We start from the raw sequence: 25,057 nt of genomic DNA, 5'->3' as shown, positions 1-25,057 counted from the left end.
GGCAACTCGGTCAATGCCTCAACCGCAGAAGCAGCTCCCGGGCAGATCCTCAGGCTGAGAAGCCGCCGCTTTCCAGATAGGCGATTTCTTCCGGTGTCGATTGCCGGCCGAGAACGGCATTGCGATGCGGAAAGCGGCCGAAGCGGCGGATGACGTCGAGGTGGATCAGCGCGTAGTGATAGAGTTCCGTGTCACCAAGGACGCGGCACAGGTCAACAGACCTTTCCTGATGCGCCATGTCTTCTGCGTGCTCGAACGGCAGGTAGAAAAAGCCGCGCGCCTCCTTGGGAAACGCCCTGTCAAAACCACGATCAAGCGCTTTTTCGGCGACCTCTACGGCCTTCGGGTCCGCCCGGAAAGCCTTGGGGCTGCCGCGGAAGACATTGCGCGGGAACTGGTCAAGCAGGATCAGGAGCGCGAGCGCACCATCGGCCGTATCCGCCCAGCCATCGAGCTTGCCCTCTGCCGCATCCTCGATAGCGGCCAGGAACCTGTCCCGGCACAACTTGTCGAACTTGTCGTCCTTTGCGAACCATTTCGCCGGCCCGGCGCTCCACCAGAAATCGAGAACGTCGAGGGAGGTGATCGGCTGGTCTGTCATGGCGGCAATTTCCGGAGATGAAGGAGTGGAACGGGTGCGATCCGTTCCTGCCAGCTTCACTTGCCCGCTGTCAACGCGCCGCAGGCCAATGTCTGCCAGTTGACCTGGTGTTGCCGCATCTGGGCGTTCAGAAAGCCACTGTCCTTCAGGGCGGTCATTTCCTGCCTGAACGCCTCGACCAGCGCGGGATCCGTTCCCTGGCTGAACACGGCCCACAGCGGGTTGGCAAGTGCTTCGACAAAGACCACCGGCTGCAGCAGGCCGCCGTCATATCCCTGCTTGCAGGCGCTGGCCTCTGCCAGGAACCCGGTCAGCGGCAGCACATCGATCCGCTCCAGGTAAAGCATCTCGATACCTTGGTGAAAATCGGTGATCGGCACCAGGTTCCCGGTTTTCTCGAACCCGAGCTGTTTGAGGTGGGACAGAAGATTGGAGCCGTCCTGAACACCGATCCGCACCTTCTGATCACGCAGGTCCTCGACCGTGTCGGCTTCGATCTTCGGTCTGGTCGAGAGCTGGTAGAAATTCTGCCCATAGGGCGAGACTTCGCCCAGCCAGATGAATTTATCTTCTCGCTCCGGCGTTCGCGACAGCGAGAAAAAAAGCACATTCGGCACGGTTTCGGCCAGGAGCATTGCCCGCTTCCAAGGCAGGAATTCGTAAGCGCCGATCTTCAGTGGGATTGTTTCCCCGACCCGCCTGGCAACTTCGAGCATATAGGCCGTGACATAACCGTCCGGCTTGCCCGCGTTGTCCCATTGCAGCGGTGCGAAACTCTGGGTGACGATCTGGATTTCGGCGGGGTCTGCCTTTGCCGGGCCGGAAACAAGCGAAAGGGCCGCGGCCGCAAGCATGATTGCGCTCCGGAGTCCTGCTTTCATTCCTGCACCATACAATCGTCCCGCACCTTTGAAAAAGCCGTTTCTCGCAGTTAAACCCTGCCGGCGGATTGCGGGTGCGCTTTTGCGACAGCCGTCAATCCGGAACCGGACCTACCTGGCCTCAAGTCTGGGACGGTTTTCATCCCTGTACCCCGATGACACCGGTAAATCAGGCTAGTTTTGACTTCCTAATCTTGTATGAATGGCCAACCAAGGGAAGAAATTTCGACCCGCCACCGGCGCCCCTGAAACGGAGACTTTGTTGACGACCGGAACGACACTCGATCTGAAGGGCCTAAAATGCCCGCTGCCCGTGCTAAAGACCCGCAAGGCCCTCACCCGGTTATCCAGCGGCGAGCAACTGACGGTTTTGACCACGGACCCGATGGCGGAAATCGACATTCCCCATTTCTGCAACGAGCAGGGCCATACCCTGCTGGAAGCAGAGCGCATAGAGGGCGGCCACCGGTTCGTGCTGACCAAGGGCGGCTAGATCAACAAACGATCAGTACCCGGCTTGAAGTGTCACTGCATCTTGCCGGCAATCTTGTCGATGTCCGCCGCAAGCTGGAGGTCCAGTTTGCTGAGACCGCCAACGTCATGGGTCGACAGGGTGATATCGACACTGCGATAGACATTGAACCATTCGGGATGGTGGTTCATCTTTTCCGCCACCAGCGCGATCTGGGTCATGAAGGCAAAGGCTTCGCGGAAATTGTGAAACTTGAAGGATTTCGATATCGCCTCCCGGTCTTCGCACATGTGCCAGCCCGGCAGATCGTTCAATCCGGCGGCGCGGTCTTCCGGCTTCAGTCGTTCAACCATCTGGTCCTCCTGTTTTGTGTAACGGCCCGGCTCGAAAACGAGCCGCCTGCCTGCCGTGCACCTAATCCAGTTCTGTGTCAGCCCAATGGCGGGCTGCCAGCATCCGCTTAGCGCCTGTTTCAAGGATAACCCGCTTGCCCCACGCCGTCCTCTTCGTTTGCCTTGGCAACATCTGCCGGTCGCCACTTGCGGAAGGCGTTTTCCGCGACATCGTGCAGGAGGCAGGGCTGGCAGACAGTTTCGTGGTCGATAGCGCGGGAACCGGTGCCTGGCACATCGGCAATCCACCGGACCCACGCTCCATCGACATAGCCGCGCGGCATGAGGTCGATATCTCCGCCCAAAGGGCACGGCAGGTGCGGGCAGATGATTTCCGCCGCTTCGACACTATCGTCGCCATGGACAGGGACAATCTCGCGGCCCTCAAGCGCATGGGCGGAGCGAGCAGCCCCCGGCTACGATTGCTTTTGAACAGACCGCCGCAGGATGTTCCCGATCCCTATTACGGCGGCCCGGACGGCTTTGAACAGGTGTACCAGCTCGTGCGCACTGGTGGTCAACGTCTCTTTCAGGACCTGATGACGAGCGCCTGACAAAGCCAGGCACGCTGCTTGACCACACGACAAGCCGGGGATTGCCGGGCACGGGTTCATAAATCCGTCTCAGACACCGGTGTATGGGTGTCTGATCTGCACGACTTCCTTGGCACCAAAATGAAAATTCTGTGGTGGTCTCTTGCGGCTGCGCTGATCCTGGCCGGGCTGGTAACGGTCTGGCTGCCGATCCCGACCGGCGTCCCCCTGCTTGCGCTCGGCATGATTGTCATTGTCGGCACGAACCGGAGCGCGGCACGCATGCTGCGCAGCCGAAGACGCAAGACGCCGCCGCTCAATGATGCAATTACCTGGGTGGAAGACCGCTCGCCCTTGCGCTTTGCCCGCATCCTGAAACGCACGAGACCACGCAAGAAGTAGAGTGTTCGTCAGCGTTCGGCAAAAACGCGACCGATGCCGCGAAGTGCCCGTCGGCCCCGAACCGCCAGCCGTTGCAACACCCGCTGCAAGCGCCGCCCCTTCACGGTGAACCACTCGTCAAGCTGGCGATCGCTCACCAGCGGTGGGGTCTTGCGATAAAGCAGATGGTGGATCGCCAGGATCAGGAGCAGCGTCACGCCCCAGGACAACAGCGTATCGGACAGGAAGTGCCCGCCGAAAGCCACCCGGTTGGCTGACAGGATCAGGCCGAGCGGGATCAGAAAGACGAGTGCGCCCTTGCGCCAGGTTGCTGGCACAAGCAAGGTAATTGCCGCCACCAGCCACATGGCAGCCGACCCTTCCCCGGACACGAACGAACAGTTGCTGTCGCAATAGTTCGAGATTTTCCAGACCGGCTGGTACGGCAGATCCCCACCGAAGATCTCGACATTGCGGGGCCGCGGGCGGCCCCAGTTGTCTTTCAGGATCAGATTGACCAGAACCCCCGGTCCAAGGATCAGCGTCGACAGCAGGAACACCGGCTGACGCAGTGGCATCAGCGGCTGACGGCCGGGCACCAGCAGCTTGATGAGCAGAACCGCCACGCAGACGATGGCGATCACCCGGACAAGAAACGGTCCCAAGTGACGGACATCGCGCAAGAACGCGACGTTCTCGGCCTTGAAGCCCTCATCGCCAAAATGGAAAAGCCCGCTCGCCCAGAGATCGACGCCGGGAAAGGCCAGAAAGAACAGGGACACAAGGCAGATATAGAGCCCAACGCACACCATCGAATGGTTAATGCACCAGATGGATAGTTTGCTCAGTCCGGTCTTGGGATTATGCTGCTGGGGCTGGGTTTGCGTCATGGCTGCTCTTTAACGCATCCAATTGCCCGATCCAATCCCTTCCTGAAACCGGCCGGTTCAGATTTTGCGGAGATGCGGAATGTGAAAAACAGTCAGCCGCCTGCGGCCCCTACCGGCACGAATATAGTGTCATTGCGGCAGGACCGGAAACCGGTGGTGGAATTCTGGTACGAGTTTGCATCCACCTACAGCTATCTCTCGGCCATGCGGATCGAAACGCTTGCAAGCGACTATGGCGTTGAGATCGCCTGGCGGCCATTTTTGCTCGGTCCGATCTTCAAGAAGCAGGGCTGGCCAACCTCTCCCTTCAACCTTTATCCCGCCAAGGGCCACTACATGTGGCGCGACATGGAAAGGCTTTGCAGACAATACGGCCTGCCGTTCACATTGCCGTCTCCCTTTCCCCAGGACGCGCTGCTGGCCGCCAGGATCGCACACGCAGCACAGAACCAGCCCTGGATAGGGGCCTTTACCCGTGCAGTCTTCATCGCTGAATTCGGACAGGGGCTGAACATCGCCGACGAAAGCCTGATGGCCGAACTGCTGCTGGAAATCGGCGCTCCGGCCCGGACGGCCCTGGCAACCGCCCACAGCCGGGAAAACAAGATAAGTCTGCGCGCAGCCGTTACCGAAGCCGAGAAACTCGGCATCTTCGGCGCACCGAGTTTCGTCATTCCAGGTGGAGACCTCTACTGGGGCGACGATCGGCTGGAACAGGCCCTCGAGGCAGCCGGAAACCTGGTTGAAACAGACGCCTGAAGACCGCCTCGCATTCATCCGATAGCCCAACACAAAACCCGGCTTGCGGGACCCGAGATCGAAGGCTATATACGAAACATATACGTTTCATATAACCAGCCATTTCGGGAGACAGTCATGGGCATCGTCAAGATCGACGAGGGTCTGCACGAGGAAATCCGCCGAGCCAGCACCGTCATGTGCCGCTCCATCAATGCGCAGGCCGAATTCTGGATGAAGATCGGCATGCTGGCCGAGGCCAACCCGACCCTGTCCTTCAGCGACATCATCAAGATGCAGCTCGACGCAGCGCAGGCACCCTCGGCAGATGCGGCGGTTGCCTGACATGGTCAAGACCCCCGAAGAACTGGAACTCATGCGCAACTCGGGCAGGTTGCTCGCCTCCGTCTTCGAGATGCTCGATGGCGTTGACCTTGCCGGAATGTCGACACTCGCTGTCAACGACATGGTGGAGCGTTTCATAACCGAGGACCTTGCTGCCCGTCCGGCCAGCAAGGGTCAATACGGCTTTGAATTTGTGCTGAATTGCTCGATCAACCAGGTCGTCTGCCACGGCATTCCGGACCGGAACGAGATCATCCGCGACGGCGACATCATCAATCTGGATATCACGCTCGAAAAGGACGGCTTCATTGCCGATTCCAGCAAGACCTATGTCGTCGGAAACGCCAGTGCGGCCGCAAGGCGGCTGGTGCGCGTTGCCCAGAAAGCGATGTGGAAAGGGATCGAGCAGGTAAAGCCGGGCGCCTATCTGGGCGATATCGGCCATGCAATCGAAAAACACGCCAAGAAGAACGGTTACTCGGTGGTGCGCGACTATTGCGGACACGGCATCGGCCGTGAAATGCACGAGGAGCCCAACGTGCTGAATTTCGGACGGCGCGGAACGGGCATGAGATTGCGCGAAGGCATGGTCTTCACCGTCGAGCCGATGATCAACCAGGGCACCAGCCGAGTTTCAACCGAAGAGGACGGCTGGAAGGTTGTGACCAAAGACGGCAAGCTGTCAGCGCAGTTCGAACACACGGTCGCCGTTACCGCCGATGGCGTCGAGGTTCTGACCCTGCGCCGAGATGAAACAGCCCTGACAGCATAGAGGCCGTAAGGTGTGGCCCTCAGCCCGCTTTGCGTCCGCTCGCCAGTTTCATCGCCTCGAAAAGGGCGGCAGGTGACAGGGGTTTTGTCAGGATTTCCCGGAACCCTGCATCCCGCAAACGCGTGTCGCCAACAGACTCCAGAGCCGCCGTCACGGCGATCAGCGGCAGGTCCGGGCGCAGAGATCCGAGCGCCTCGGCCGTTTCGACACCGCTCATGCCGGGCATGTGCAGATCGAGCAACGCGGCATCGAAGTCGCTCTTTTGAACGAGACCGACAGCCTGCTCGCCCGATCTGGCGGCCTCCGACGAAATACCGAAGGATTCCAGCAGCGCTGCCAGCAGACGGCAATTGGTCTCGTTGTCATCAACAATAAGCACATGCGCCGACAAGGGCCCGGTGACAGACGCATCTTCGGATGATTCCGACGTTCCATGCTGGTCTGCCTCGGCCTGCAACAGGCCGTCATCGCCCTCGCCGAGCGGAATTTCCACATTGAACCGGCTGCCGCCGGTCTCGGAACGCGCCAGTGTCAACCGGCCATTCATGTCCCGGACGAACTGCGCCGTCCCCCAAAGACCAAGACCCGTTCCAGGCGCGGTTTCCCGGCCGTGCCGGCCCCGGACGAAGGGCCGGAACAGCCGTGCACCTTCTTCAGGCTCGATGCCAGGGCCGCTGTCTGCAACGGAAATCAGGATGGAGGAAGGATTGCCCTGACCGGATGCATCCTCCGATTTGTGGCCGGCTGCGCGAACCTCGACCGTGACCCCGCCCTCAGCAGTGTATTTGACGGCATTGTCCAGCAATGTCGTGATCACCCGGCGCAGTGTCCCACCACTTGATGTAACCGCCTCGCGGGCCTCGTCGTCTATTTTCAGCGTCAAGGTCAGGTTTTTTGCTTCGGCCGCGACCTGGAAAAGGTCGGCGATTTCCGAAACGACATCTGCGATCCGACTGGGTCTTGTTTCCGCTTGCGATCCCGGTTCGGCAGCCGTGACAAGCTCGCCCGTCATCTGCGTAAGTGCATCGATGGAGCGAATGAGGATCGACAGTTGATCTTTTTGTGTCCCGTTCAGCGGACCGGTGCCGATCAGCTCCGCCGTCAGGCGCATGGCGGCAAGCGGCGTTCTGAGATCGTGGGCCAGAAGCGCAAGTTTGACGCTGTCCTCGTCATGATTTGCCATGCGGCCGGAGATCCTTCGCCTGAATGGGTCTCAACCGGGCTTGCCAGACACGCGCCAAAAAGCCAAGTTGGTCGAAATTCTGCTTACCTTGCCGTGTGGCCGCTGTCCATCCAGACCGGCATCCACCTGCACCCAGTCCCAAATCAACCGGAAACAGCCTTTGGGTTGCCGCATAGATGCTTGCTCAAACACTTACGATCGTCGCCCCGGTTTTCCTGCTGATCGGCATTGGCTACTGCCTTGCCAAAACCCGCATTCTGAACCAGAGCATCAGCGAAGCACTCGGGCAGTTCGTCTATATCGTGGCGATCCCGGTGCTGATCTTCCGATCGCTGATCGGCGCTGACCTCAGCGCGGGTGTTCCGCTGGCGCTCTGGGCAACCTACTTTATCGGCGTCGGCTTTGCTTGGCTGCTCGGATCGCTGATCATTCGCAAGGGTTTCGGCCGCGATGCCCGGGCAAGCGCGATCGGCGGGATATCCGCCGCCTTCGCCAACACGATTCTGGTCGGACTGCCGCTGGTCGCCTCGGTATACGGCGACGAAGGTCTGGCCCCGCTGCTACTGATCATCTCGATCCATCTGGCCACAATGACAGTGCTGATGGCGGTGATGATGGAGCGGGCAGCTGCGATCGACAACGGCACGGCCTCCCCTCCCATTTCCCAACTGTTGATGGGAGCCGGAAAAAGCCTGGTGAAGAACCCCCTCGTCGTCACCATCGTCGCCGCCTTTGTCTGGCGGCAGACAGGCCTGGAGCTGCCGGAGATCGGTCTCGACGTTATCAGCCGCATCGCCGCCACGGCACTGCCTCTGTCACTGCTGTCACTGGGCATGAGCCTCGTGCAATACGGCATGCGCGGCAATATTGTGCCAGGACTGATCCTCAGCATCATCAAGATGCTGCTGATGCCGATCGTCGTTTTTAGTTTCGGGGCCTTCGTGTTCCATCTGCCGCCTCTGTGGACAGCCGTTGCGACCTTGACGGCCAGCTGCCCGACAGGTGTCAACGCCTATATTTTCGCCAACCGCTACGGCACCGGCCATTCCATGTCCGCAAATGCGATTACCATGACCACGCTCTGTGCCATCGTTACAGCCAGCTTGTGGATCTGGTTCCTGGATCATTGGTTCGGCATGAGCCTGCGCTAATCCCTGAACGCGCTAGAGCCCGATCCTCTTGCGCAATTCGGCATGGGTCATGCCGGCCTCACGCAACGACCGGAGACTGGTGTCCTTGCTCGACTTCGAGAGCTTGCGCCCGTCGGCCCCCAGAACGAGCCTGTGATGCCGGTAGACCGGTGACGGCAGGCCGAGCAGTTCCTGCAGGACCCTGTGCACGCTGGTTGCGTGATAAAGGTCCTGTCCGCGCAGCACATCGGTGATGCCCTGCCTGGCATCATCGACCACCACCGACAGATGATAGCTCGTCGGCGTGTCCTTGCGGGCAAGGATAAAATCACCCCACGCTGCCGCCTCGACAGGCACCGCGACAGGTTCGGCAAACAGGCTTTCGCCTTCCGCCCCCGTTTCCTGCCACGACAGCGCCTTTCCGATCTGCGCGAGGGCGCGCTGCATGTCGAGACGCAGTGAGAACGGCGCATCGCTGGCCGCCCGGCTCCTGAGCTCTTCCGGCGAAAGAACCGCGGCATCGCCAGGATAAAGCGGCGCACCGTCAGGATCTCGCGGCCAGCTTTCTCCATCGGCTTCCTTGGCTGAAACGAACGCCTTGATTTCAGCACGGGTCAGATAGGCAGGATAAACCAGGCCCATGTCCTGCAACTTTTCCAGGGCTGCCCGGTATTGCGGAAAATTTTCCGATTGGCGCAACACGGGCTCATCGAGCGGCACGCCCAACCAGGCGAGATCCTCGAACATCTCCCGTTCCAGGTCCGGTGTGCACCGGGTCTGGTCGATATCTTCCACCCGCACGAGAAACCGGCCACTGAGCGCAACAGCTGCACGCGCATTCAGGAGAGCCGAAAGCGCATGCCCCAGATGCAAGTGCCCATTGGGCGAAGGAGCAAAGCGGAACACGGGCTGGGTCATGAGATCGGCAAAGGCTGTTGACGCGGAGCGGGCTGATGAGTGAAGTCCTACCTATCATTCCCCAGCCGCCGCGCAAGAGACAGTATCGCCCGGCAGTTCAAGACATCTCCGGACAAGCCCCGCCGACATGACCCCGATTACCACCGAAGAAGACATCGAAGCCGGTCTCAAGGCGCTGATCCGTCTCGACCCGCGCCTGCAGGAAATTGCAGGAACAGCAGGCCCGATCCCATTGCGCCGTCGCGCGGCCAATTTTGAAGGTCTTGCACAGATTGTCACCGGACAGCAGGTGTCGGTTGCCAGCGCGGCTGCCATCTTCGCACGCCTTCAGGTGCTGATTGCGCCGCTGACGGCAGAAAACCTGGCAACCTTCACCGACGAGCAACTGGCAGGCGCCGGCCTGTCCCGACCGAAAATCCGGACCTTGCGCGCGCTGACGCAAGCATGCGGCAATGGTCTCGACCTTGCTCATCTGGCACAGGCGCCGGCGGATGAAGCCCACCGCGCATTATGCGAGATAAAGGGCATCGGCCGCTGGACCGCGGATATCTTCCTGCTGTTCTGCGCGGGTCATCCTGATGTCTTCCCGAGCGGTGACCTGGCCTTGCAAGTTGCGGTTCAGGAGTCCCTCGGCTTGGCAGAACGTCCGGCACCAAAAGAGCTCGACGTCATCGCCGAGGCCTGGACACCGCACCGAGCTGTCGCCGCCCGTCTCTTCTGGGCTTGGTACAAGGTGAAAAAACAGGGCCGGGAAACCCTGCCGGTCTAGGGTGTGGTCCTTATCGGGCCGACATGTCCGCAACGGCCCGCAACAGAAGATCGATGTCCTCCGGCCGGGACAGACGATGATCGCCATCCGGCACCAGCGAAAAGGTGACATCGTCCAGCGGCAAGGCCTCAACCAGGCGGCGTGCATGACTTTCCGGCACATCCGGGTCCTGCGCGCCCTGCAGGATCGTAACGGGAGCACCGAGATGAAGCGGCGCCCCGAAAAGAAGGTGATTGCGGCCATCTTCGATCAGCTTGCGCGTGATCACATAGGGCGCGCCGCTATAGGCTGAAGGCTGTTCCCAGCGGCCATCGGCAAGAATAGCGGCACGGATCTCATCGCTGAAGCGCTGCTTCCACATCAGCTCTTCGGTAAAATCAACCGCGGGAGCAATCAGAACCAGCCCCTTGATGCGGCCACTGTCTTTGCGGGCGAGCGCCAGCAACAATGCGAGCCAGCCGCCCATGGAGGAGCCGACCAATACGGTTTCGCCCGGGCAACAAGCATCGAAAACGGCAAGCGCTTCCTCCAGCCAGTCGGAAACACAGGCATCTTCGAAATCACCCTCCGACAGGCCATGGCCGGAATAGTCGAACCGCACCACACCCTGCCCGTTTCGTGCCCCCTCCTCGGCCAATGCCTCGGCTTTTTTGCCGGACATGTCCGACTTGAACCCGGACAACCACAAGATGCCGGGTAACGAACTTGCCCCGGAACCCGGCGCATTCCGCACGGCAATCCGGCGTTTCGCGTCGTTTTTTCCGATCTGGATGAATTGCGGTTCGGAATCACCCATATTAAGGCTCTCGTTCTGATAGATGTTTTCTGTTTATGCCATTTGGCACAGACGCCCCGCCTTGACCAGTTCACCGGAGATCCGATTTGGTTCATCTGCCTTCTGAGACCACGATTTTGCAAGTGATCCCGGATCTCAACTCCGGTGGCGCCGAGCGCACGACGCTGGACGTTGCCAAAGCTGTGGTGGAAGCCGGTGGAAAGGCTCTCGTTGCAAGCCAGGGCGGCCAGATGGTGCCGGAACTGGAAGCCCTTGGCGCGGAACACATTGTCCTGCCCGTCAAGTCGAAGAACCCGGCAACCCTCTGGAAGAATGCAGCCAGGCTGGCGGACATCGTGACCACACGCAAGGTCAGCCTGCTTCACGCTCGCAGCCGGGCCCCGGCATGGTCGTGCCTTTGGGCCGCACGGCGCACCAGAACCCCTTTCGTGACCACCTACCACGGCACATATAACCAGTCGAATGCACTGAAGAGCTGGTACAATTCGGTCATGGCGCGGGGGGATGCGGTGATTGCCAATTCGCATTTCATATGCGGGCTGATCGAAGACCGGCACCCGTTCGCAAAAGGCAAGATCACCGTCATCCAGCGCGGATCCGATCTGAAAGGCTTGCTACCCGACAATGTCAGCGCCCTGCGGCTGCAGGCATTGAAGGACCAGTGGGGCATCCCGACGGGACGGCCGATACTTCTCAACATGGCACGGCTGACCGCCTGGAAGGGACAGCGTGTCGTGATCGAGGCGATGGCGCTTCTGCAAGACAGGCTACCTTCCGACCCGATCGCCATTCTGGCGGGCGATGCCCAGGGTCGTGACGGATATCTGGCGGAGTTGAAAAAGCTGATTGCCGACAACGGCCTGCAGGACAAGGTCCGGATCGTCGGTCACTGTGCCGACGTTCCCGCTGCGATGGCATTGGCCGATATTGCGATTGTTGCTTCTGTCGAACCGGAAGCCTTCGGCCGGGCGGCAGTTGAAGCACAGGCCGCAAGGGTGCCTGTAATCGTCTCCAACCTCGGGGCGGTACCTGAAACCGTCCTTTCCCCGCCCGATGCGGCCGAAAGCGAACGCACCGGCTGGCGGGTGGCACCGGGCGACCCTCAGGCTCTGGCGGATGCCATTGTCCGTGTGTTGGGCCAGGACGTGGATGAGAAAAACAAAATGGCGGACCGGGCTCTCGCCCATGTCCGCCAGAATTTCTCGGTCGAAACCATGTGCGCCCGCACGCTCGGTGTTTATGCCGGCCTGCTGGGCACCTGATCTCAGCCGGCGCGTACGCGTGCCAGGAAGCCGTCGACCTCGGCCTGAAGCGCCCGGGCATTGCTTGCAAGAGTGCCGGACGCCGCCTGCAGCTCTTCCGCCGCATGCCCCGACTGGGTGGCTGCTTCGCTGACGCTGCTGATGTTGCGGGTCACATCGCGTGTACCGGTGGAAGCTTCGTGCACATTGCGCGCGATCTCGGTGGTTGCCGCGCCCTGCTCTTCGACAGCCGCCGCGATCCCGCCGGCAATCTCGTTGATCTCGAAGATCGTCTTGGTGATGCCGTCGATGGCAGAGACAGCGTCACGGGTCGCCGACTGGACACCGGAAATCTGTTGGGAGATTTCCTCGGTCGCCTTGGTCGTCTGGCTGGCCAGTTCCTTCACTTCCGACGCAACGACGGCAAATCCCTTGCCGGCCTCGCCCGCACGGGCCGCTTCAATGGTGGCATTGAGCGCCAGAAGATTGGTCTGCTCGGCGATATCGGAAATAAGCTTCACCACTTCACCGATGCGCGAAGCGGCTTCGGCGAGCCCCTGAACCTGGTCGTTGGTCTTCTTGGCTTCCGCCGTTGCCGTGGCAGCAACATTTGAAGACTGGGCGACCTGTCGGGAAATTTCCGAAACCGTCGACGACAGCTCTTCGGCTGCGGAGGCAACGGTCTGAACGTTGGCAGATGCCTGCTCGGCTGCCGCGGCAACGTTCGAGGATTGTTGCTGGGTCTGCTCGGCGGTGGCGCTCATGGAACTTGCGCTCGATTCCAGCTGGGACGACGAGGACGATACCGCCTGGACGATTTCACCAACGGAGCTTTCGAAACTATCGGCAAGCTCCATCATCATCCGCTTCTGCTCGGCGGCGGTTCTTGCTGCCTGTTCCTTCTGCTCCGCTTCCAGTTCGCGGGTCCGGACGGCATTGGCGCGGAAAACTTCCACGGCGCGGGCCATGCTGCCGATCTCGCTCTTGCGGTCGGTGTACTGGACGTCGATGTCGATGGATCCGCCAGCGAGCGTTCCCATGGTTCCGGTAAGCGTTTTCACCGGCCTGGTAATGCTGCGGCCGATCAGCCAGCCAAGCCCGATGGACAGCACCAGCGCGATGGCGGAGACGGTCAGGAATGTTGTTTTGGAGAAGGCCTGGGCAGTGTCCAGCGTTTCCCCGGCGGCCAGCTTGCCCGCATAGGCCGCTTCTGACATCACCGCCCATTCCGGAGCAACCTGGGCGTAGATTGCCTCGATCTCGGCCAGGTCGGCAGCAATCTTCAGGGACAATTCGGCATAAGCCTGGAAGGAGGCCTGGTAGGTATCCAGCAGCTTGCCGATTTCAGCCTGTTTGGCGTCGGGCAACCCGCTTTTCGGCAGCAGATCTGCGAATTCAGCCCGCCGTTCGCTGATCCTGCCGATATATTTCTCGTCACCGCGCAGCATGAAATCTTTTTCATGACGGCGCATCATCAGCATCTTGACGGTCAAGGCATCCAGATTGGCGGCATCCAGCTTGCTTTCCACGTCATGCACGGCAGTGCGCAGAGACCCCTGCAGCCCGGTGCTTTCATCAAGCCCCATTCGGGTAAGCTCACTGGTCAGAGCGTCGAACTTTGCCTTGTGCTGGTCAAGAACATCGCGAAGCTTGGCGATGTTATCCTTGATGGAAGCCGATTGCGGCTTCGTATCGACATCGTTCAGGTTGCTCTGGGCTTTCTCGAACTCGGCCTTGTATTCCTCGACAAAGGCCATGTCCTTGTTCAAAAGAAAGTCCTTCTGGCTGCGCTGCATGTTCTGGGCATGAGCCTGAACCTGCGACACCTTGAAGTCCATTTGCGAATATTCAGCCAGATTGTCGATTTCGTGCGACACGATTTGCTGGCTGTAAAGCGCCGTGCCAAGCAATACGCCAATGGCAACCACGGCGATTGCGGACAGCGCTCCGACACGCACCGCGATGGGCAGATCTGCAAAGAACTTCATAATGGTCTCGTTTTTTTGGGGCAGCTCTTGTCGAGCCTTGCACAGTGTGTCCAGAAAACGCTCAAGCCATTAATTTTCCTTTACGCAACTTGAATACTGAGCCGACTAATCTTCTAAACCATAGGTTTATACTTCTACCCACTCAATCATTCAGAGAATTCATTCAACTTATTATTTAGGCAAAACAGCCTTTTTCACTGCCCTGGAATTCCGGCCTGCCCAAAAACCGCACAGTTTCTCGGCCCCCTCCTGTCACTTTTGACCATCACAAAAGGAGCGCGGACGCCAGCGTGCGTCATTTTTTCGCGTCGGGTCGGTGCAATCTTTTTCAGGGTTTCAGCCAAAAGCGACCCGAAAACCGGCAGAGGCTTGGGTTCATTCTGCCGATACGCAAATCCTGTGGTCTCGCTGCACGCCACCAGAATGCGGGCGTCACGCGGCCAGCGGATAGGCCTCTTCCACCAGATAGGGGCCGCCACCGACACTTGATTTCGCCGAGAACAGCACAAAACGTCCGGCAATGAAGGGCTGCGCCTGGAAGTTGCCGCGCTCGCTTAGCCACTTGGCCACGTCCTCGTTGGTCGAGGTCCTGCAACGGGCAAGGGTGACGTGCGGAACATACTTGCGCCGCTCGGCCGGCAGATGCAGACGCTGGATGATGCGTTCCTGCTCGGCCTGCAATTCGGCAAGTTGAGCGGTCGGCTCAACCCGGGCCCAGACCGCATGCGGCTTGCCGTTGCCGAAAGAACCAAGTCCGTTGAGGCGGATTTCCACCGGATCCCTGCGGACACGATCAAGCGCGGCGGCGATCTCGTCGGCCGTACGGTCGTCGATGTCGCCAATGAAGCGCAAGGTGATGTGGTAGTTCTCCGGATCAATCCAGCGGGCGCCCCGAAGGCCTCCCCGGAGCATCGAAAGCATGAGTGCCGTCTGGGACGGAATCTCAAGGCCTGTAAATAGGCGCGGCATGGGTGTTCCCTCCGCTGTCGCTGATGAATCCCATGAGGAATCAACTTCATGAAAATCGCAAGACAAAAAGCTAAGTTTTTGAGCGCGTTCAAAAATTCGGCGCCGCACTCAAATGAAAACCGGGCTGGTTCATAACCAGCCCGGCCTCCGATCTGCAGATGATTCTCTAAAAAGATTTATCGATCAGGAAGTTACACCCGTTACGGCGCCGGATTGCCGAATTCCTGATGCAGCGCATCGATTTTCTCCAGAACATCGGCACTCAGCGCAACGTCCGCAGCTCCGATGTCGGTATCCAGCTGCTCAATGGTCGTCGCACCCAGGATGACCGAGGTCATGAAAGACCGCGACATGGCAAAGGCAAGTGCCATCTGCGACGGATCAAGTCCCGCCTCCTGCGCCAGGTCCAGATAGGCATCGACCGCCTCGATGGCGCGCGGGTGCTCATAGCGCTGCAAACGGTTGAACAGCGTCTTGCGGGCACCTGCCGGAAGGGCGCCATTGCGGTATTTGCCCGTCAGATATCCCTGGGCCAGTGCCGAATATCCCAGAAGACCGACATCTTCCCGGCGGGTAACTTCCGCAAGGCCGGTTTCGAAGGTCCGGTTGACCAGGGAATAGGCGTTCTGGATCGAGACGATCCGCGGCACGTCATACATCTCGGACGCGGCGACGTAGCGCATCGTGCCCCAGGCACTTTCGTTGGAGACACCGACGTGACGGATTTTGCCGGCCTTGACCAGATCCCCAAGGATTTCCAGCGTCGACTGGATGCTGTTTTCGTCCGGAGCCGGTTCGACATCCGCCCAGCGCGTCGGGTTTGAACCGAAACCGCCGACGTTCCGGTCCGGCCAGTGGATCTGGTAGAGGTCGATATAGTCTGTTTCCAGGTTCTTCAGGCTGCGGTCGACCGCAAATTCGATCTCTTCGCGAACCAGTTTCGCCTTCGCACCGTTTTCACGGAACCAGTCCATGTCGGTCCGCCCGACCACCTTGGTGGCCATGACGATCTTGTCCCGCATGCCGGTTTTCTTGAACCACGTGCCGACGATGCGCTCGGTCCGGCCCTGGGTCTCTTTCTTCGGCGGGATCGGATAAAGTTCTGCCGCGTCAAAGAAATTGATGCCCTTTTCCACGGCGTGGTCCATCTGGGCGTGACCTTCCGCCTCGGAGTTCTGCTCCCCGAAGGTCATGGTACCGAGGCAAAGGGCGCTGACCTGTATATCCGTGCGGCCAAGACGGCGCTTTTCCATAAGACTATCCTTCAAATTTTGAAAACGGGGCGTCCCGGAAGCCGGATCGGCTTCCACCCCAGGTCCAGAGCAAAGCCCCTAGGATCGGGCTTTGGCCAAAAGCTCTTCCACTTTCGGCAGAATGTTTTCGACGATGACTTCCACCCCTTTGGCGTTGGGATGCATACCGTCGGAAAGGTTGAGATCGGGATTGAGGGCGGCACCCTCGAGGAAGAAGGGATAAAACAACGCATCGTGCGCCTTGGCAACATCGGAGTAGATCGGATCGAATGCCTCGGCATATTCCGGCCCAAGATTGCGCGGAGCCAGCATGCCCGCGACAAGCACGGCAACCCCGCGTTCCGTCAGGCGCCGGACGATTTCGTCGATATTCTTGCGCGTCAGCTCCGGAGAGATCCCCCGCAACGCGTCGTTTGCCCCGAGCTCCACGATGACGGCACTGGTGTCCGGTCCCACCGACCAGTCCAGCCGCGACAGCCCGCCGCTTGACGTGTCGCCAGACACGCCGGCATTGACGACCTCGACCGATTGCCCCTTCGCATCAAGCGCTTTCTGGAGCTGATCCGTGAAGCCCTCTCCTGCCGACAGCTGATAGCCGGCGGACAGACTGTCCCCCAGCACCACCAGTTTCAGATCGGCCGACTGGGCGGCCATTGGCAGGAAAGACAGGATGATTATCGTCAGGCAGGCAATAAACCGGTTCACGTGAACACTCTTTTGGGACTGGAAGACGCTCTTCAACAGGCCCATATGGTCGCAGAGCGTCCAATTGTCGAGGGCTTGTGACTGTCAGGAAGACGATCACACGCCCATTGTAAAGGCCAGAGAATGACAAATTCGCCCGCGATCGCCCTGAAAGACGTCCACCTGACCCTCGGCGAAGGCGCCGGGCGGGTGCATATCCTGAAGGGGATCGACCTTCAGATCGAGAAGGGGGCCTCCGTCGGCCTTGTCGGCCCGTCAGGGTCCGGAAAATCGACATTGCTGATGGTCATGGCGGGGCTGGAACGCGCCGATGAAGGCTCGGTCAACGTGGCCGGATCCGAACTCGGCCCCCTGTCCGAAGACCAGCTGGCCCGGTTTCGCGGCCGCAATGTCGGGATCATTTTCCAGTCGTTTCACCTTGTTCCCAACATGACCGCGCTGGAAAACGTGGCCGTGCCGCTGGAACTTGCTGGGGATACCGCCGCATTCGACAAGGCCAAGGCGGAACTGGATGCCGTCGGGCTCGGCCACCGCATGCACCACTACCCGGCGCAACTGTCCGGCGGCGAACAGCAGCGTGTCGCCGTGGCAAGGGCGCTGGTCGTCGAACCCGCGATCCTGATCGCAGACGAACCGACTGGCAACCTCGATGAAAGCACCGGCGCACAGATTGTCGACCTGATGTTCACCGCCCAGAAGAACCGGGGCACGACGCTGGTTCTGGTCACCCACGACCCGAGCCTTGCCGCCCGCTGCGACCGCATGATCCGCGTTCGCTCCGGAGAAATCGAAGAAGAAACGTCTGACCGCGCCCGCCGCGAGGTGTCTGCATGAGCGCGTTTGTCCCGGGCAGCACACCGGCAAACCACCAGACGATGCGCCTTGCTGCCCGGTTTGCCTTTCGTGAACTGCGCGGCGGCCTCAAGGGCTTTTACATTTTCATTGCCTGTATCGCGCTCGGCGTAGCGGCAATCGCAGGCGTCACGTCTGTCTCACGGGCTCTTACAGAAGGGATTTCGCGCGAAGGTCAGTCCATCCTGGGCGGTGATCTCGATTTTTCCCTGATCCACCGGCAGGCCGACGCTGATCAACTTGCCTATCTGAACGGCCTTGGTGACCTGTCCCGCGTTGCGACCACGCGGGCAATGGCAAGAAGACCTGAGACCGGCGATCAGGCATTGGTAGAGCTGAAAGCCGTCGACGGTCCCTATCCCCTTTACGGTACATTTGAACTTGCCTCCGGAGAGGCCCTGGAAACGGCTCTGGCCCGGAAAGACGGGACCTGGGGCGCCGTTGTGGACCCTTCTCTTCTGGCGCGGCTTGGTGCGAATGTTGGCGATACGCTGTCCCTAGGGCGAGCCACCATCCGAATTGCCGACACCATTGCCAATGAACCGGACAAACTGGCCGGGGGCATGGAATTCGGTCCGCGCCTTCTGATTTCCGATGCCGCCCTGCCTGAAACCGGCCTGATCCAGCCCGGCAGCCTGGTCCGCTGGCATTACCGCGTTCGAATGGCCCCGGCTCCCAACCTGGAAGCAATGGAAGGGATCGTTGAGGAGGCCAAATCCGCCCAGCCGGACGCGGGATGGCGTATCCGCTCCCGCGCCAATGCGTCCCCAGGCCTTCAACGCAGCATTGATCGCTTCGCACAATTCCTGACACTGGTCGGCCTCACCGCGCTGGTGGTTGGCGGTGTTGGCGTGGCCAATGCCATCCGCGCCTATCTGGAAACCAAGCGCGAGGTTATCGCCAGCTTCAAGTGCCTGGGCTCGACAGGCGGGTTCGTCTTCAAGATTTATCTGGTTCAGATGCTGGTGCTTGCGCTGCTCGGCATCGTCGTCGGCCTTGTGCTGGGTGCCCTGATCCCCTTTGCCGCCGATGCCGCACTGGCGCCGGTTCTGCCGGTCAAGCTCGCGGCCAGCATCTATCCGACCGAGCTTGCCCTTGGCCTCGTCTACGGCCTCCTGACCGCTCTCGCCTTTGCAATCTGGCCGTTGGGGCGGGCTCATGACATACCGCCGACGGCCCTGTTCCGGGATATCGTGACCGGTGGCGCCAAGCTGCCGCGCAAACGCTATCTGTTTGCCACCGCGGCAACAGTGCTTGCCCTTGCCGCCATCGCCATTCTGCTTGCCCACGACCAGCGCATGGCCGGCACCTACATCGCCGCATCCGCCGGTGCGTTCGTTTTGCTGGTGCTGGTCGCACGCGGGATCATGGCCATAGCCAGGCGCCTGCCCAGTGTCCGCTCGACCGAGCTCAGGCTGGCGATTGCAAACATTCACCGCCCCGGAGCGCTGACCCCGTCAGTCGTGTTGTCGCTGGGACTTGGCCTGTCGCTGCTGGTCGCGCTTGCCCTCATCGACGGAAACCTGCGGCGCGAGCTGACCGCAACCATTGCCGACAAGGCTCCGAGCTTCTTCTTCATCGATATCCAGAGCCATGAACGCGATGCCTTCGAGGCCTTGCTGAATGCTGAAGCATCCGACGCCAACCTGCAAAGCGTCCCGATGCTGCGCGGACGCATTGTCTCGCTGAACGGTATTGCAGCCGACAAGTTCGTCCCTGCCCAGGAAGGCTCCGGCTGGGTGCTGCGCGGTGACCGCGGCATTACCTATGATGTAAGTCTTCCCAAGAACTCGAAGCTGGAAGAAGGCTCCTGGTGGCCGGAGGACTACACCGGCATTCCGCTGGTGTCCTTCGATGAAGAGGCCGCCACCGATCTCGGCCTCAAGATCGGAGACCGGATCACGGTCAATGTGCTCGGCAGGGAAATCACGGCGGAAATTGCCAACACGCGTACGGTGGAATGGCAGTCCCTTGCGATCAATTTCGTGATGGTGTTTTCGCCGAATACTTTTGCCGGTGCCCCGCATGCCCATCTGATGACCCTTGGCTGGGACGATGATGTGCCGGAAGAGACGGAACTTGCCTTGTTGAAGACGGTCTCGAACGCCTTTCCGACAGTGACGGCAATCCGGGTGAAGGACGCGATCTCTCAGGTCAACGATCTGGTGGCACAGCTTGCCTGGGCCATCCGCGGCGCAAGCTCGATCACGCTGATCGCCAGTGTTCTGGTTCTGGCAGGTGCACTTGCCGCCGGTCATCGCAGCCGGATCTACGATGCGGTCATTCTGAAAACCATTGGTGCGACACGGGCTCGCCTGATCTTCGCCTATGCACTCGAATACGCCATTCTGGGCCTTGCAACGGCGGTGTTCGCCCTGCTGGCCGGAGGGGTCGCCGCCTGGTACGTGATAACGCAGATCATGGACGGGTCGTTCGTGATGATGCCGGTGACCGCAGCAGGTGCCGCGCTGATCGCGCTGGTGCTGACGGTGGGTTTCGGCCTCATCGGCACATGGCGAGTGCTGGGTGAAAAGCCCGCACCTGTCCTGCGAAATCTCTAGCGCAAAATGCGGTCAGCTGCTGTAGCGGCCAACGTGCGCACAGGAAATAGCTGATCAAAGGACGTTTGCCGGCTTCGGTCGTGCCTCCTTTGATCAGCAAGGCTATTTCCGGTGAACCGGTAGACTTCCGAAAACAAGATCGAACGAATTCTTGGCAGGCGCTGATCTATTTCGATCCGGCGCCCACAGCTCTTGGCAAACTTCGTTCAGGAAAAAATCCTGAAATACAACCAAATCGCGACAAACTTCAGCTCCACACAACTTGCATACTGAATTGATCTTGGCTATCCGGTTCAGCTCCGGGCAGTTTGTTAAGAAGGGGCCATTCCATGTTCAAGTTTCTCCCGAAAATTCGTTTGAAGACCATTGCCGGGGCTGCAGCCCTGTCCGCAGTTGCCGCTATGGCTTTCGCCCCTGCCGCGTCGGCGGAAAGCCCGTTTCATACCGGGGTCTGGCAGTTGAACACGCCGGAAGGCCCGCGCGGCCTCGTCGTCAGTGACTGGCTGGTCTTCGAAAACGGTTTGCCGAAGCGCTGGCTCTATCGCCGGGCCGGCACCAACGACGCCAACCAGTTCGATTTCTTCACCCGTTCGATGAACGATTCCGGCTATACGCCGGTCGGCATCCGGGTGTACCGCACCGGCGACAACGCAATGAAATACACGCTGGCGCCCAAGGGCGAGGATCCGATCGAGGTTTCCGCCGTTCGTCTTTCCATCCCGAATTTCGAGAACTCCTGCCTTTCCGTCGAGAAAAAAGGCAAGCGCTTCTACGGTAACTGGGTCGGCACTGAAGGCTCCAAGCTGAAGAAACTGAACGTGTCGAAAAACCGGCTGACCATCGACGGCGAAGCGCGCAAGGTATCGATTGCGGAAGTCCGCGTCGGCCGCATGGGCATTACCGAAAATGGCAAGCCGATCGCTTTCCTCACCGATGCTGGTGGCGACTATGCGGTTCTGCAGTGGTTCAAGCCCGGTGTGACTGTCGAGCAGATGCAGGATCCGGAAAAGGAAATCCTCGATTTCGCGTCGGAAGAAATCGTTCGCAACCCCGGCGGCACCTGCGACCGGCAGATCGAATCCCGACTGAAAGCCATGAAATAATACGACTGAATCTGAGCCTGTTTTTAAGGATAGGTTCAAATAATACGTCCTGAGCGCAAAGATTACGAATTTTTCATCGAATTCGACTTGTGCTCGGGATAGGCTTTTCCCATATGTTGAGGGAGTTGTGTTGCATGCGCGATTGCATGCGCACGTCTATCTAGAAGGGGATTTTTACGACCATGTCGACCTATGACCGTCAATCTCAAGGCGCGTATACCGTCGCCGGCGCACGCGCCGAGGCCGGCATCGATCAGGGCCTGCGCTCCTACATGCTGGGCGTCTATAATTACATGACCATCGGCCTTGCGCTGACCGGCTTTCTTGCGCTGGCAACGGTCATGCTTGCAACGACCACCGATCCGAACTCTGCTGTCGCCAGCCTTGGCAACGGCCGCATGCTCACCCAGCTGGGTGTTGCCATCTACGGCAGCCCGCTGAAATGGGTTGTCATGCTCGCACCGCTCGGAATGGTGTTCTGGCTGTCCTTCCGCATTCAGTCCATGAGTGCCGGCGCAGCGCGGACCCTTTTCCTGGTCTACGCATCCGTAATGGGTATCTCCCTGTCCTCGATCTTCCTGGTTTACACCCCGGGTTCGATCGCTCAGGTCTTCTTCATCACCGCCGGTACCTTCGGCGCGCTGAGCCTGTTCGGTTACACCACGAAGAAGGACCTCTCCGGCTGGGGCTCGTTCCTGTTCATCGGCCTGATCGGTATCGTGATCGCGTCGCTGGTCAACATCTTCATGGCATCTTCCGCCCTGCAGTTCGCCATCTCCGTGATCGGTGTTCTGGTGTTCGCCGGCCTGACCGCCTACGACACCCAGCAGATCAAGGAAATGTACTACGAAGGCGACAGCGGTGAAGTCGCCACGAAGAAGTCCGTCATGGGCGCGCTGCGTCTGTACCTCGACTTCATCAACCTGTTCATCATGCTGCTGCAGCTGTTCGGCAACCGCGACTAAGCGCAGCCAAACTGAACAAACGGAAAAGCCCGGCCGTGTGCCGGGCTTTTTTGTGGCCGAACGACTGTCCGACACATCGCACGCCGACACTTGCGCCAATGGGCGTCAACGCCAGCCTTGCGCAAATCAATGGAATGAAGCGGCAGAACACTGCGCTGCCAGGTTTGGCCGAACCAACCGTCTGGTCCGCGGCCAGCGGGTAACCGACCAGCATTGGCCGGTCATTGACGCCACCATCAAGGAAATACCTGTGACCGGATAAACGCAGGGGGAATGAACCTCACCCGGCCATCAGCTGACTGACCGGATGCCTGGTCAGGCGTCGACCACCCGAAGATGTTTTTTCTTCTCCAGAACCCTCAGCACCTGCGCCAGATCGTGGCCACGCTTCAGGATCATGCCCCCGGTCGCCACGACCGAATAAGCGCCCTGGCGGCGGGCAAGCTTCGGGTCCTTCTCGATCCTGTAAAGCGGCATTTCGGAAGATCTGCGAAACACGGAGAAGATTGCCCGGTCCTTCAGGAGGTCGATGGCATAGTCCCGCCACTCGCCGTCGGCGACCATGCGCCCGTAGAGCCTCAGAATGACATCGAGTTCGCGCCTGTTGAATGCAACAATGGGTTTGGGAGGGGGAGCCGGTTGATGTTGTGGCGACGGGCTTGCACCCGCACCACGCTGAAACGCGCTGTCGTCGGCTTCGCTCATTCCGCCTCCATTCCGTTCGCGGTTTCGCTGCTGACAGGTAACCGACAAGAGAATCGTCGGGAGACGCCTGTCACCTGGCTGTCATGATGCGTCTTCTTTAGCCATTCTGGCAAGCCCGCAACGTCATATTGACAGACAGAGGTCCGAAACCAGAGTAATTTTGCCAATAAGTTTTACGGGAAGAAGAGCAAAAACGAACGCAACGGCACTTTGCCAAGAAAGAATGCATAAATTTCCTTGATTTTGCCGCATTCCAGCCCTTGGCCAGCCATTTTAGACACCCATATTAGGATCATACCCTGATGGGTATGGCCCGTAGAATCCGCGGAATGCATTAGCCCCCCAGCCCCCCGGGGTTTTTACTGGCCAACCAGATTTAGTGAGTCAAACATCAGGGCAACTGAAGGGCCGGCATTATGCCGGCCCTTTTCATTTGTGGCCCTGCCTGTTTTTCTGCTTTCAAACTACTTCAGAAAATCCCTGAGGAACGACAGGAACCGCGCATCGGTTCCATAGGCGACGTTGACCCGCATTGCCGGCTTCTGCCGGGTCTCCCGGTTCGGATAAAAGACGGCGCCCGGTGCAATGAAAATGCTTTGCTTGCTGGCTGCGGCGCACAGTTCCCTTTCATCCACATCATCGGGAAACTCCACCCAGAGATAGAACCCGGGTATGGAGCACTCCCGCACGGACAACCCGATCGCCTCCAGTGTCCCGAAGGATGCCTTGTAGGCATCTTCCACCCGGCTCCTGAGACGTCGCAGATGTCTCAGATAATGGCCGGCCTGCATCAGATTGAACACGAAGCGTTCGACGTGGTCGGATGAATTGACCACCGTCAGCATCTTGATATCGGCAAGCTGGCGGATGATGTCCGGATTTCCAGCCACGTAACCGCATCTGAGACTGGCCGACAGTGTCTTGGAAAAAGTACCGAGATAAAGCACCCGCTCCAGCTGGTCCAGCGCCGCCAGCCTTGGCAGCGTGGCCGGAAGAATGTCGGCAAGCGCATCGTTTTCAACCAGGAGAAACCCCCAGCGCTCGGCAAGCTGCATCAACCCGAATGACCGCGAAGGTGACAGGGAACCGCCGGTCGGATTGTGGCCGTGGGACTGGGTGACAAACATCTTCGGCCGGTAAAGAGCGAGTTTGGCGGTCAGGTCTTCCAGGTCCGGACCGTCCCTGTCCCGCCGGATACCGACAATCTGCACCTTGGCGAAGGTCAGCTTGGAAAAGAGCGGATAATAGCCCGGCTCATCGACAAAAACCGTATCGCCAGGCTCCGTCAGATGCCGGATGATCAGATCCAGTCCATGGTTGACGCCATGGGTCAAAAGAAGCCCCTGCGGATCGGCCGGGATCGATCGTTCCAGCAATTGCATCCGCAGCCGGTCCCTCAGCGGACCATATCCCCACGAACTGCCGTAGCCGAATTCGATCGCTTCGGGAAAAGGCGTCTTGGCGTTGGCGAAATGGCGGCGCAGCTCCGCCCCCTCCATCCACGACGGCGGCGGGCGCCCATCTCCCGGACGCACTTCATAATGCTGTTCCAGCTGCTCCCGCAGCAACGACATGCCGTCGACAGCAGCCGTGACATGTGGCGCAGGCGGGGTCTTGGAAGCCGGTCCGACCTGTGACATGTAGTATCCGGAGCCGGCCCGCGCTTCCAGTAGCCCTCGGGCGACCAGCCGGTCGTAAGCTTCCGCCATCGTGTTTTTCGAAACGCCGTTCTCCCGCGCGGCCTGACGAATGGAAGGCAACCGCTCAAACGTCTTGTACGCCCCTGCCTCCAGCATCAGCGCGACTTTCTCGACGATCTGATCGACGCGAGACAGTTTCCGACCGCTACCCGTAACCCTCATTGTCCCTCAAAATTTACTGGGACAGTGCTGCCCATAAATCCGACAACTGTCC

At 59.8% G+C, this 25,057-nt stretch carries 26 protein-coding genes; 13 read left to right on the top strand and 13 right to left on the bottom strand.

Annotated elements, in window-relative coordinates:
• Positions 1-49 precede the first annotated feature (49 nt).
• Together FIU93_RS07655 and FIU93_RS07650 are read right to left on the bottom strand one after the other, a co-directional pair.
• A complete protein-coding gene (locus tag FIU93_RS07655; protein WP_152505267.1) occupies positions 50-601 on the bottom strand; it encodes a DUF924 family protein in 552 nt (183 codons plus the stop codon).
• A gap of 56 nt (positions 602-657) precedes the next feature.
• A complete protein-coding gene (locus FIU93_RS07650) occupies positions 658-1,455 on the bottom strand; it encodes an ABC transporter substrate-binding protein (RefSeq protein ID WP_173017289.1) in 798 nt (265 codons plus the stop codon).
• A gap of 286 nt (positions 1,456-1,741) precedes the next feature.
• Between FIU93_RS07650 and FIU93_RS07645 the strand changes: the two genes are divergently transcribed.
• Positions 1,742-1,975, top strand: a complete 234-nt coding sequence (locus tag FIU93_RS07645; protein WP_055660494.1) for a sulfurtransferase TusA family protein — start codon at positions 1,742-1,744, stop codon at positions 1,973-1,975.
• A 32-nt stretch (positions 1,976-2,007) separates the two neighbouring features.
• On the opposite strand, the gene FIU93_RS07640 is transcribed toward FIU93_RS07645, so the two are convergent.
• On the bottom strand, positions 2,008-2,307 hold the full coding sequence (locus tag FIU93_RS07640; RefSeq protein ID WP_023002719.1) for a 4a-hydroxytetrahydrobiopterin dehydratase: 300 nt from the start codon (positions 2,305-2,307) through the stop codon (positions 2,008-2,010).
• Between the two features lie 125 nt (positions 2,308-2,432).
• Here FIU93_RS07640 and FIU93_RS07635 point away from each other — a divergent pair, with 125 nt between their 5' ends.
• The gene (locus FIU93_RS07635) at positions 2,433-2,900 is read left to right on the top strand and encodes a low molecular weight protein-tyrosine-phosphatase (RefSeq protein ID WP_209010390.1); all 468 of its coding nucleotides are present in this window, start codon (positions 2,433-2,435) and stop codon (positions 2,898-2,900) included.
• Between the two features lie 120 nt (positions 2,901-3,020).
• Positions 3,021-3,281 (top strand): hypothetical protein, encoded by a 261-nt coding sequence (locus FIU93_RS07630; protein WP_023002717.1) that lies wholly within the window; start codon positions 3,021-3,023, stop codon positions 3,279-3,281.
• Between the two features lie 8 nt (positions 3,282-3,289).
• On the opposite strand, the gene FIU93_RS07625 is transcribed toward FIU93_RS07630, so the two are convergent.
• On the bottom strand, positions 3,290-4,150 hold the full coding sequence (locus FIU93_RS07625) for a phosphatase PAP2 family protein (protein ID WP_209010304.1): 861 nt from the start codon (positions 4,148-4,150) through the stop codon (positions 3,290-3,292).
• 81 nt (positions 4,151-4,231) lie between these two features.
• Between FIU93_RS07625 and FIU93_RS07620 the strand changes: the two genes are divergently transcribed.
• The 3 genes from FIU93_RS07620 (at position 4,232) to map (ending at position 6,005) form a co-directional block, all read left to right on the top strand.
• Entirely contained in the window at positions 4,232-4,909 is a 678-nt protein-coding gene (locus FIU93_RS07620; protein ID WP_353612649.1) for a 2-hydroxychromene-2-carboxylate isomerase, read from the top strand.
• Between the two features lie 117 nt (positions 4,910-5,026).
• Entirely contained in the window at positions 5,027-5,233 is a 207-nt protein-coding gene (locus FIU93_RS07615) for a ParD-like family protein (protein WP_055659940.1), read from the top strand.
• Between the two features lies 1 nt (position 5,234).
• Positions 5,235-6,005, top strand: a complete 771-nt coding sequence (map, locus tag FIU93_RS07610) for a type I methionyl aminopeptidase (RefSeq protein WP_152505264.1) — start codon at positions 5,235-5,237, stop codon at positions 6,003-6,005.
• 19 nt (positions 6,006-6,024) lie between these two features.
• Here the strand turns inward: map and FIU93_RS07605 are convergent, their stop codons facing one another.
• On the bottom strand, positions 6,025-7,188 hold the full coding sequence (locus FIU93_RS07605; RefSeq protein ID WP_152505263.1) for a hybrid sensor histidine kinase/response regulator: 1,164 nt from the start codon (positions 7,186-7,188) through the stop codon (positions 6,025-6,027).
• 176 nt (positions 7,189-7,364) lie between these two features.
• Between FIU93_RS07605 and FIU93_RS07600 the strand changes: the two genes are divergently transcribed.
• Positions 7,365-8,339, top strand: a complete 975-nt coding sequence (locus FIU93_RS07600) for an AEC family transporter (protein ID WP_055659947.1) — start codon at positions 7,365-7,367, stop codon at positions 8,337-8,339.
• Between the two features lie 12 nt (positions 8,340-8,351).
• Here the strand turns inward: FIU93_RS07600 and gluQRS are convergent, their stop codons facing one another.
• Positions 8,352-9,236 (bottom strand): tRNA glutamyl-Q(34) synthetase GluQRS, encoded by an 885-nt coding sequence (gene gluQRS / locus FIU93_RS07595; protein ID WP_152505262.1) that lies wholly within the window; start codon positions 9,234-9,236, stop codon positions 8,352-8,354.
• Positions 9,237-9,363: 127 nt separating this feature from the next.
• Between gluQRS and FIU93_RS07590 the strand changes: the two genes are divergently transcribed.
• Positions 9,364-10,005, top strand: a complete 642-nt coding sequence (locus tag FIU93_RS07590) for a DNA-3-methyladenine glycosylase (protein ID WP_152505261.1) — start codon at positions 9,364-9,366, stop codon at positions 10,003-10,005.
• A 10-nt stretch (positions 10,006-10,015) separates the two neighbouring features.
• On the opposite strand, the gene FIU93_RS07585 is transcribed toward FIU93_RS07590, so the two are convergent.
• Entirely contained in the window at positions 10,016-10,801 is a 786-nt protein-coding gene (locus tag FIU93_RS07585) for an alpha/beta hydrolase (RefSeq protein WP_152505260.1), read from the bottom strand.
• A gap of 86 nt (positions 10,802-10,887) precedes the next feature.
• Between FIU93_RS07585 and FIU93_RS07580 the strand changes: the two genes are divergently transcribed.
• Entirely contained in the window at positions 10,888-12,063 is a 1,176-nt protein-coding gene (locus tag FIU93_RS07580) for a glycosyltransferase family 4 protein (protein WP_353621963.1), read from the top strand.
• A 2-nt stretch (positions 12,064-12,065) separates the two neighbouring features.
• Here FIU93_RS07580 and FIU93_RS07575 read toward each other — a convergent pair whose 3' ends face one another.
• From FIU93_RS07575 to FIU93_RS07560, 4 genes are all read right to left on the bottom strand, one after another.
• Positions 12,066-14,030 (bottom strand): methyl-accepting chemotaxis protein, encoded by a 1,965-nt coding sequence (locus FIU93_RS07575; protein WP_152505259.1) that lies wholly within the window; start codon positions 14,028-14,030, stop codon positions 12,066-12,068.
• 432 nt (positions 14,031-14,462) lie between these two features.
• Positions 14,463-14,999: an RNA 2',3'-cyclic phosphodiesterase gene (gene thpR, locus FIU93_RS07570; RefSeq protein WP_023002705.1), complete on the bottom strand. Its 537-nt coding sequence runs from the start codon at positions 14,997-14,999 to the stop codon at positions 14,463-14,465.
• A 200-nt stretch (positions 15,000-15,199) separates the two neighbouring features.
• Positions 15,200-16,252, bottom strand: coding sequence for an NADP(H)-dependent aldo-keto reductase (locus FIU93_RS07565; RefSeq protein ID WP_152505258.1), 1,053 nt, complete (start codon positions 16,250-16,252; stop codon positions 15,200-15,202).
• Between the two features lie 78 nt (positions 16,253-16,330).
• Entirely contained in the window at positions 16,331-16,957 is a 627-nt protein-coding gene (locus FIU93_RS07560; protein WP_031270103.1) for an arylesterase, read from the bottom strand.
• 123 nt (positions 16,958-17,080) lie between these two features.
• Between FIU93_RS07560 and FIU93_RS07555 the strand changes: the two genes are divergently transcribed.
• The 4 genes from FIU93_RS07555 (at position 17,081) to FIU93_RS07540 (ending at position 22,438) form a co-directional block, all read left to right on the top strand.
• Positions 17,081-17,791, top strand: a complete 711-nt coding sequence (locus FIU93_RS07555) for an ABC transporter ATP-binding protein (RefSeq protein WP_023002702.1) — start codon at positions 17,081-17,083, stop codon at positions 17,789-17,791.
• Positions 17,788-20,370 carry an ABC transporter permease gene (locus tag FIU93_RS07550; RefSeq protein WP_209010303.1) on the top strand — a complete coding sequence of 861 codons (2,583 nt, stop codon included), beginning with the start codon at positions 17,788-17,790 and terminating at the stop codon, positions 20,368-20,370. The genes FIU93_RS07555 and FIU93_RS07550 overlap by 4 nt, the downstream gene beginning before the upstream one ends.
• Before the next feature lie 329 nt (positions 20,371-20,699).
• Positions 20,700-21,473, top strand: a complete 774-nt coding sequence (locus tag FIU93_RS07545) for a hypothetical protein (protein ID WP_023002699.1) — start codon at positions 20,700-20,702, stop codon at positions 21,471-21,473.
• A gap of 182 nt (positions 21,474-21,655) precedes the next feature.
• A complete protein-coding gene (locus FIU93_RS07540) occupies positions 21,656-22,438 on the top strand; it encodes a Bax inhibitor-1/YccA family protein (RefSeq protein ID WP_023002698.1) in 783 nt (260 codons plus the stop codon).
• Between the two features lie 315 nt (positions 22,439-22,753).
• Here the strand turns inward: FIU93_RS07540 and FIU93_RS07535 are convergent, their stop codons facing one another.
• Positions 22,754-23,143 (bottom strand): DUF2794 domain-containing protein, encoded by a 390-nt coding sequence (locus FIU93_RS07535; protein ID WP_023002696.1) that lies wholly within the window; start codon positions 23,141-23,143, stop codon positions 22,754-22,756.
• 464 nt (positions 23,144-23,607) lie between these two features.
• Positions 23,608-25,005, bottom strand: a complete 1,398-nt coding sequence (locus FIU93_RS07530) for a PLP-dependent aminotransferase family protein (RefSeq protein ID WP_023002694.1) — start codon at positions 25,003-25,005, stop codon at positions 23,608-23,610.
• Positions 25,006-25,057 lie beyond the last annotated feature (52 nt).

Source organism: Labrenzia sp. THAF35, assembly GCF_009363595.1.
Taxonomy (GTDB): Bacteria; Pseudomonadota; Alphaproteobacteria; order Rhizobiales; family Stappiaceae; genus Roseibium; species Roseibium algicola.
Note: the sequence above shows the minus strand (reverse complement) of the source record. Positions and strands in the feature narration are given on the sequence as shown.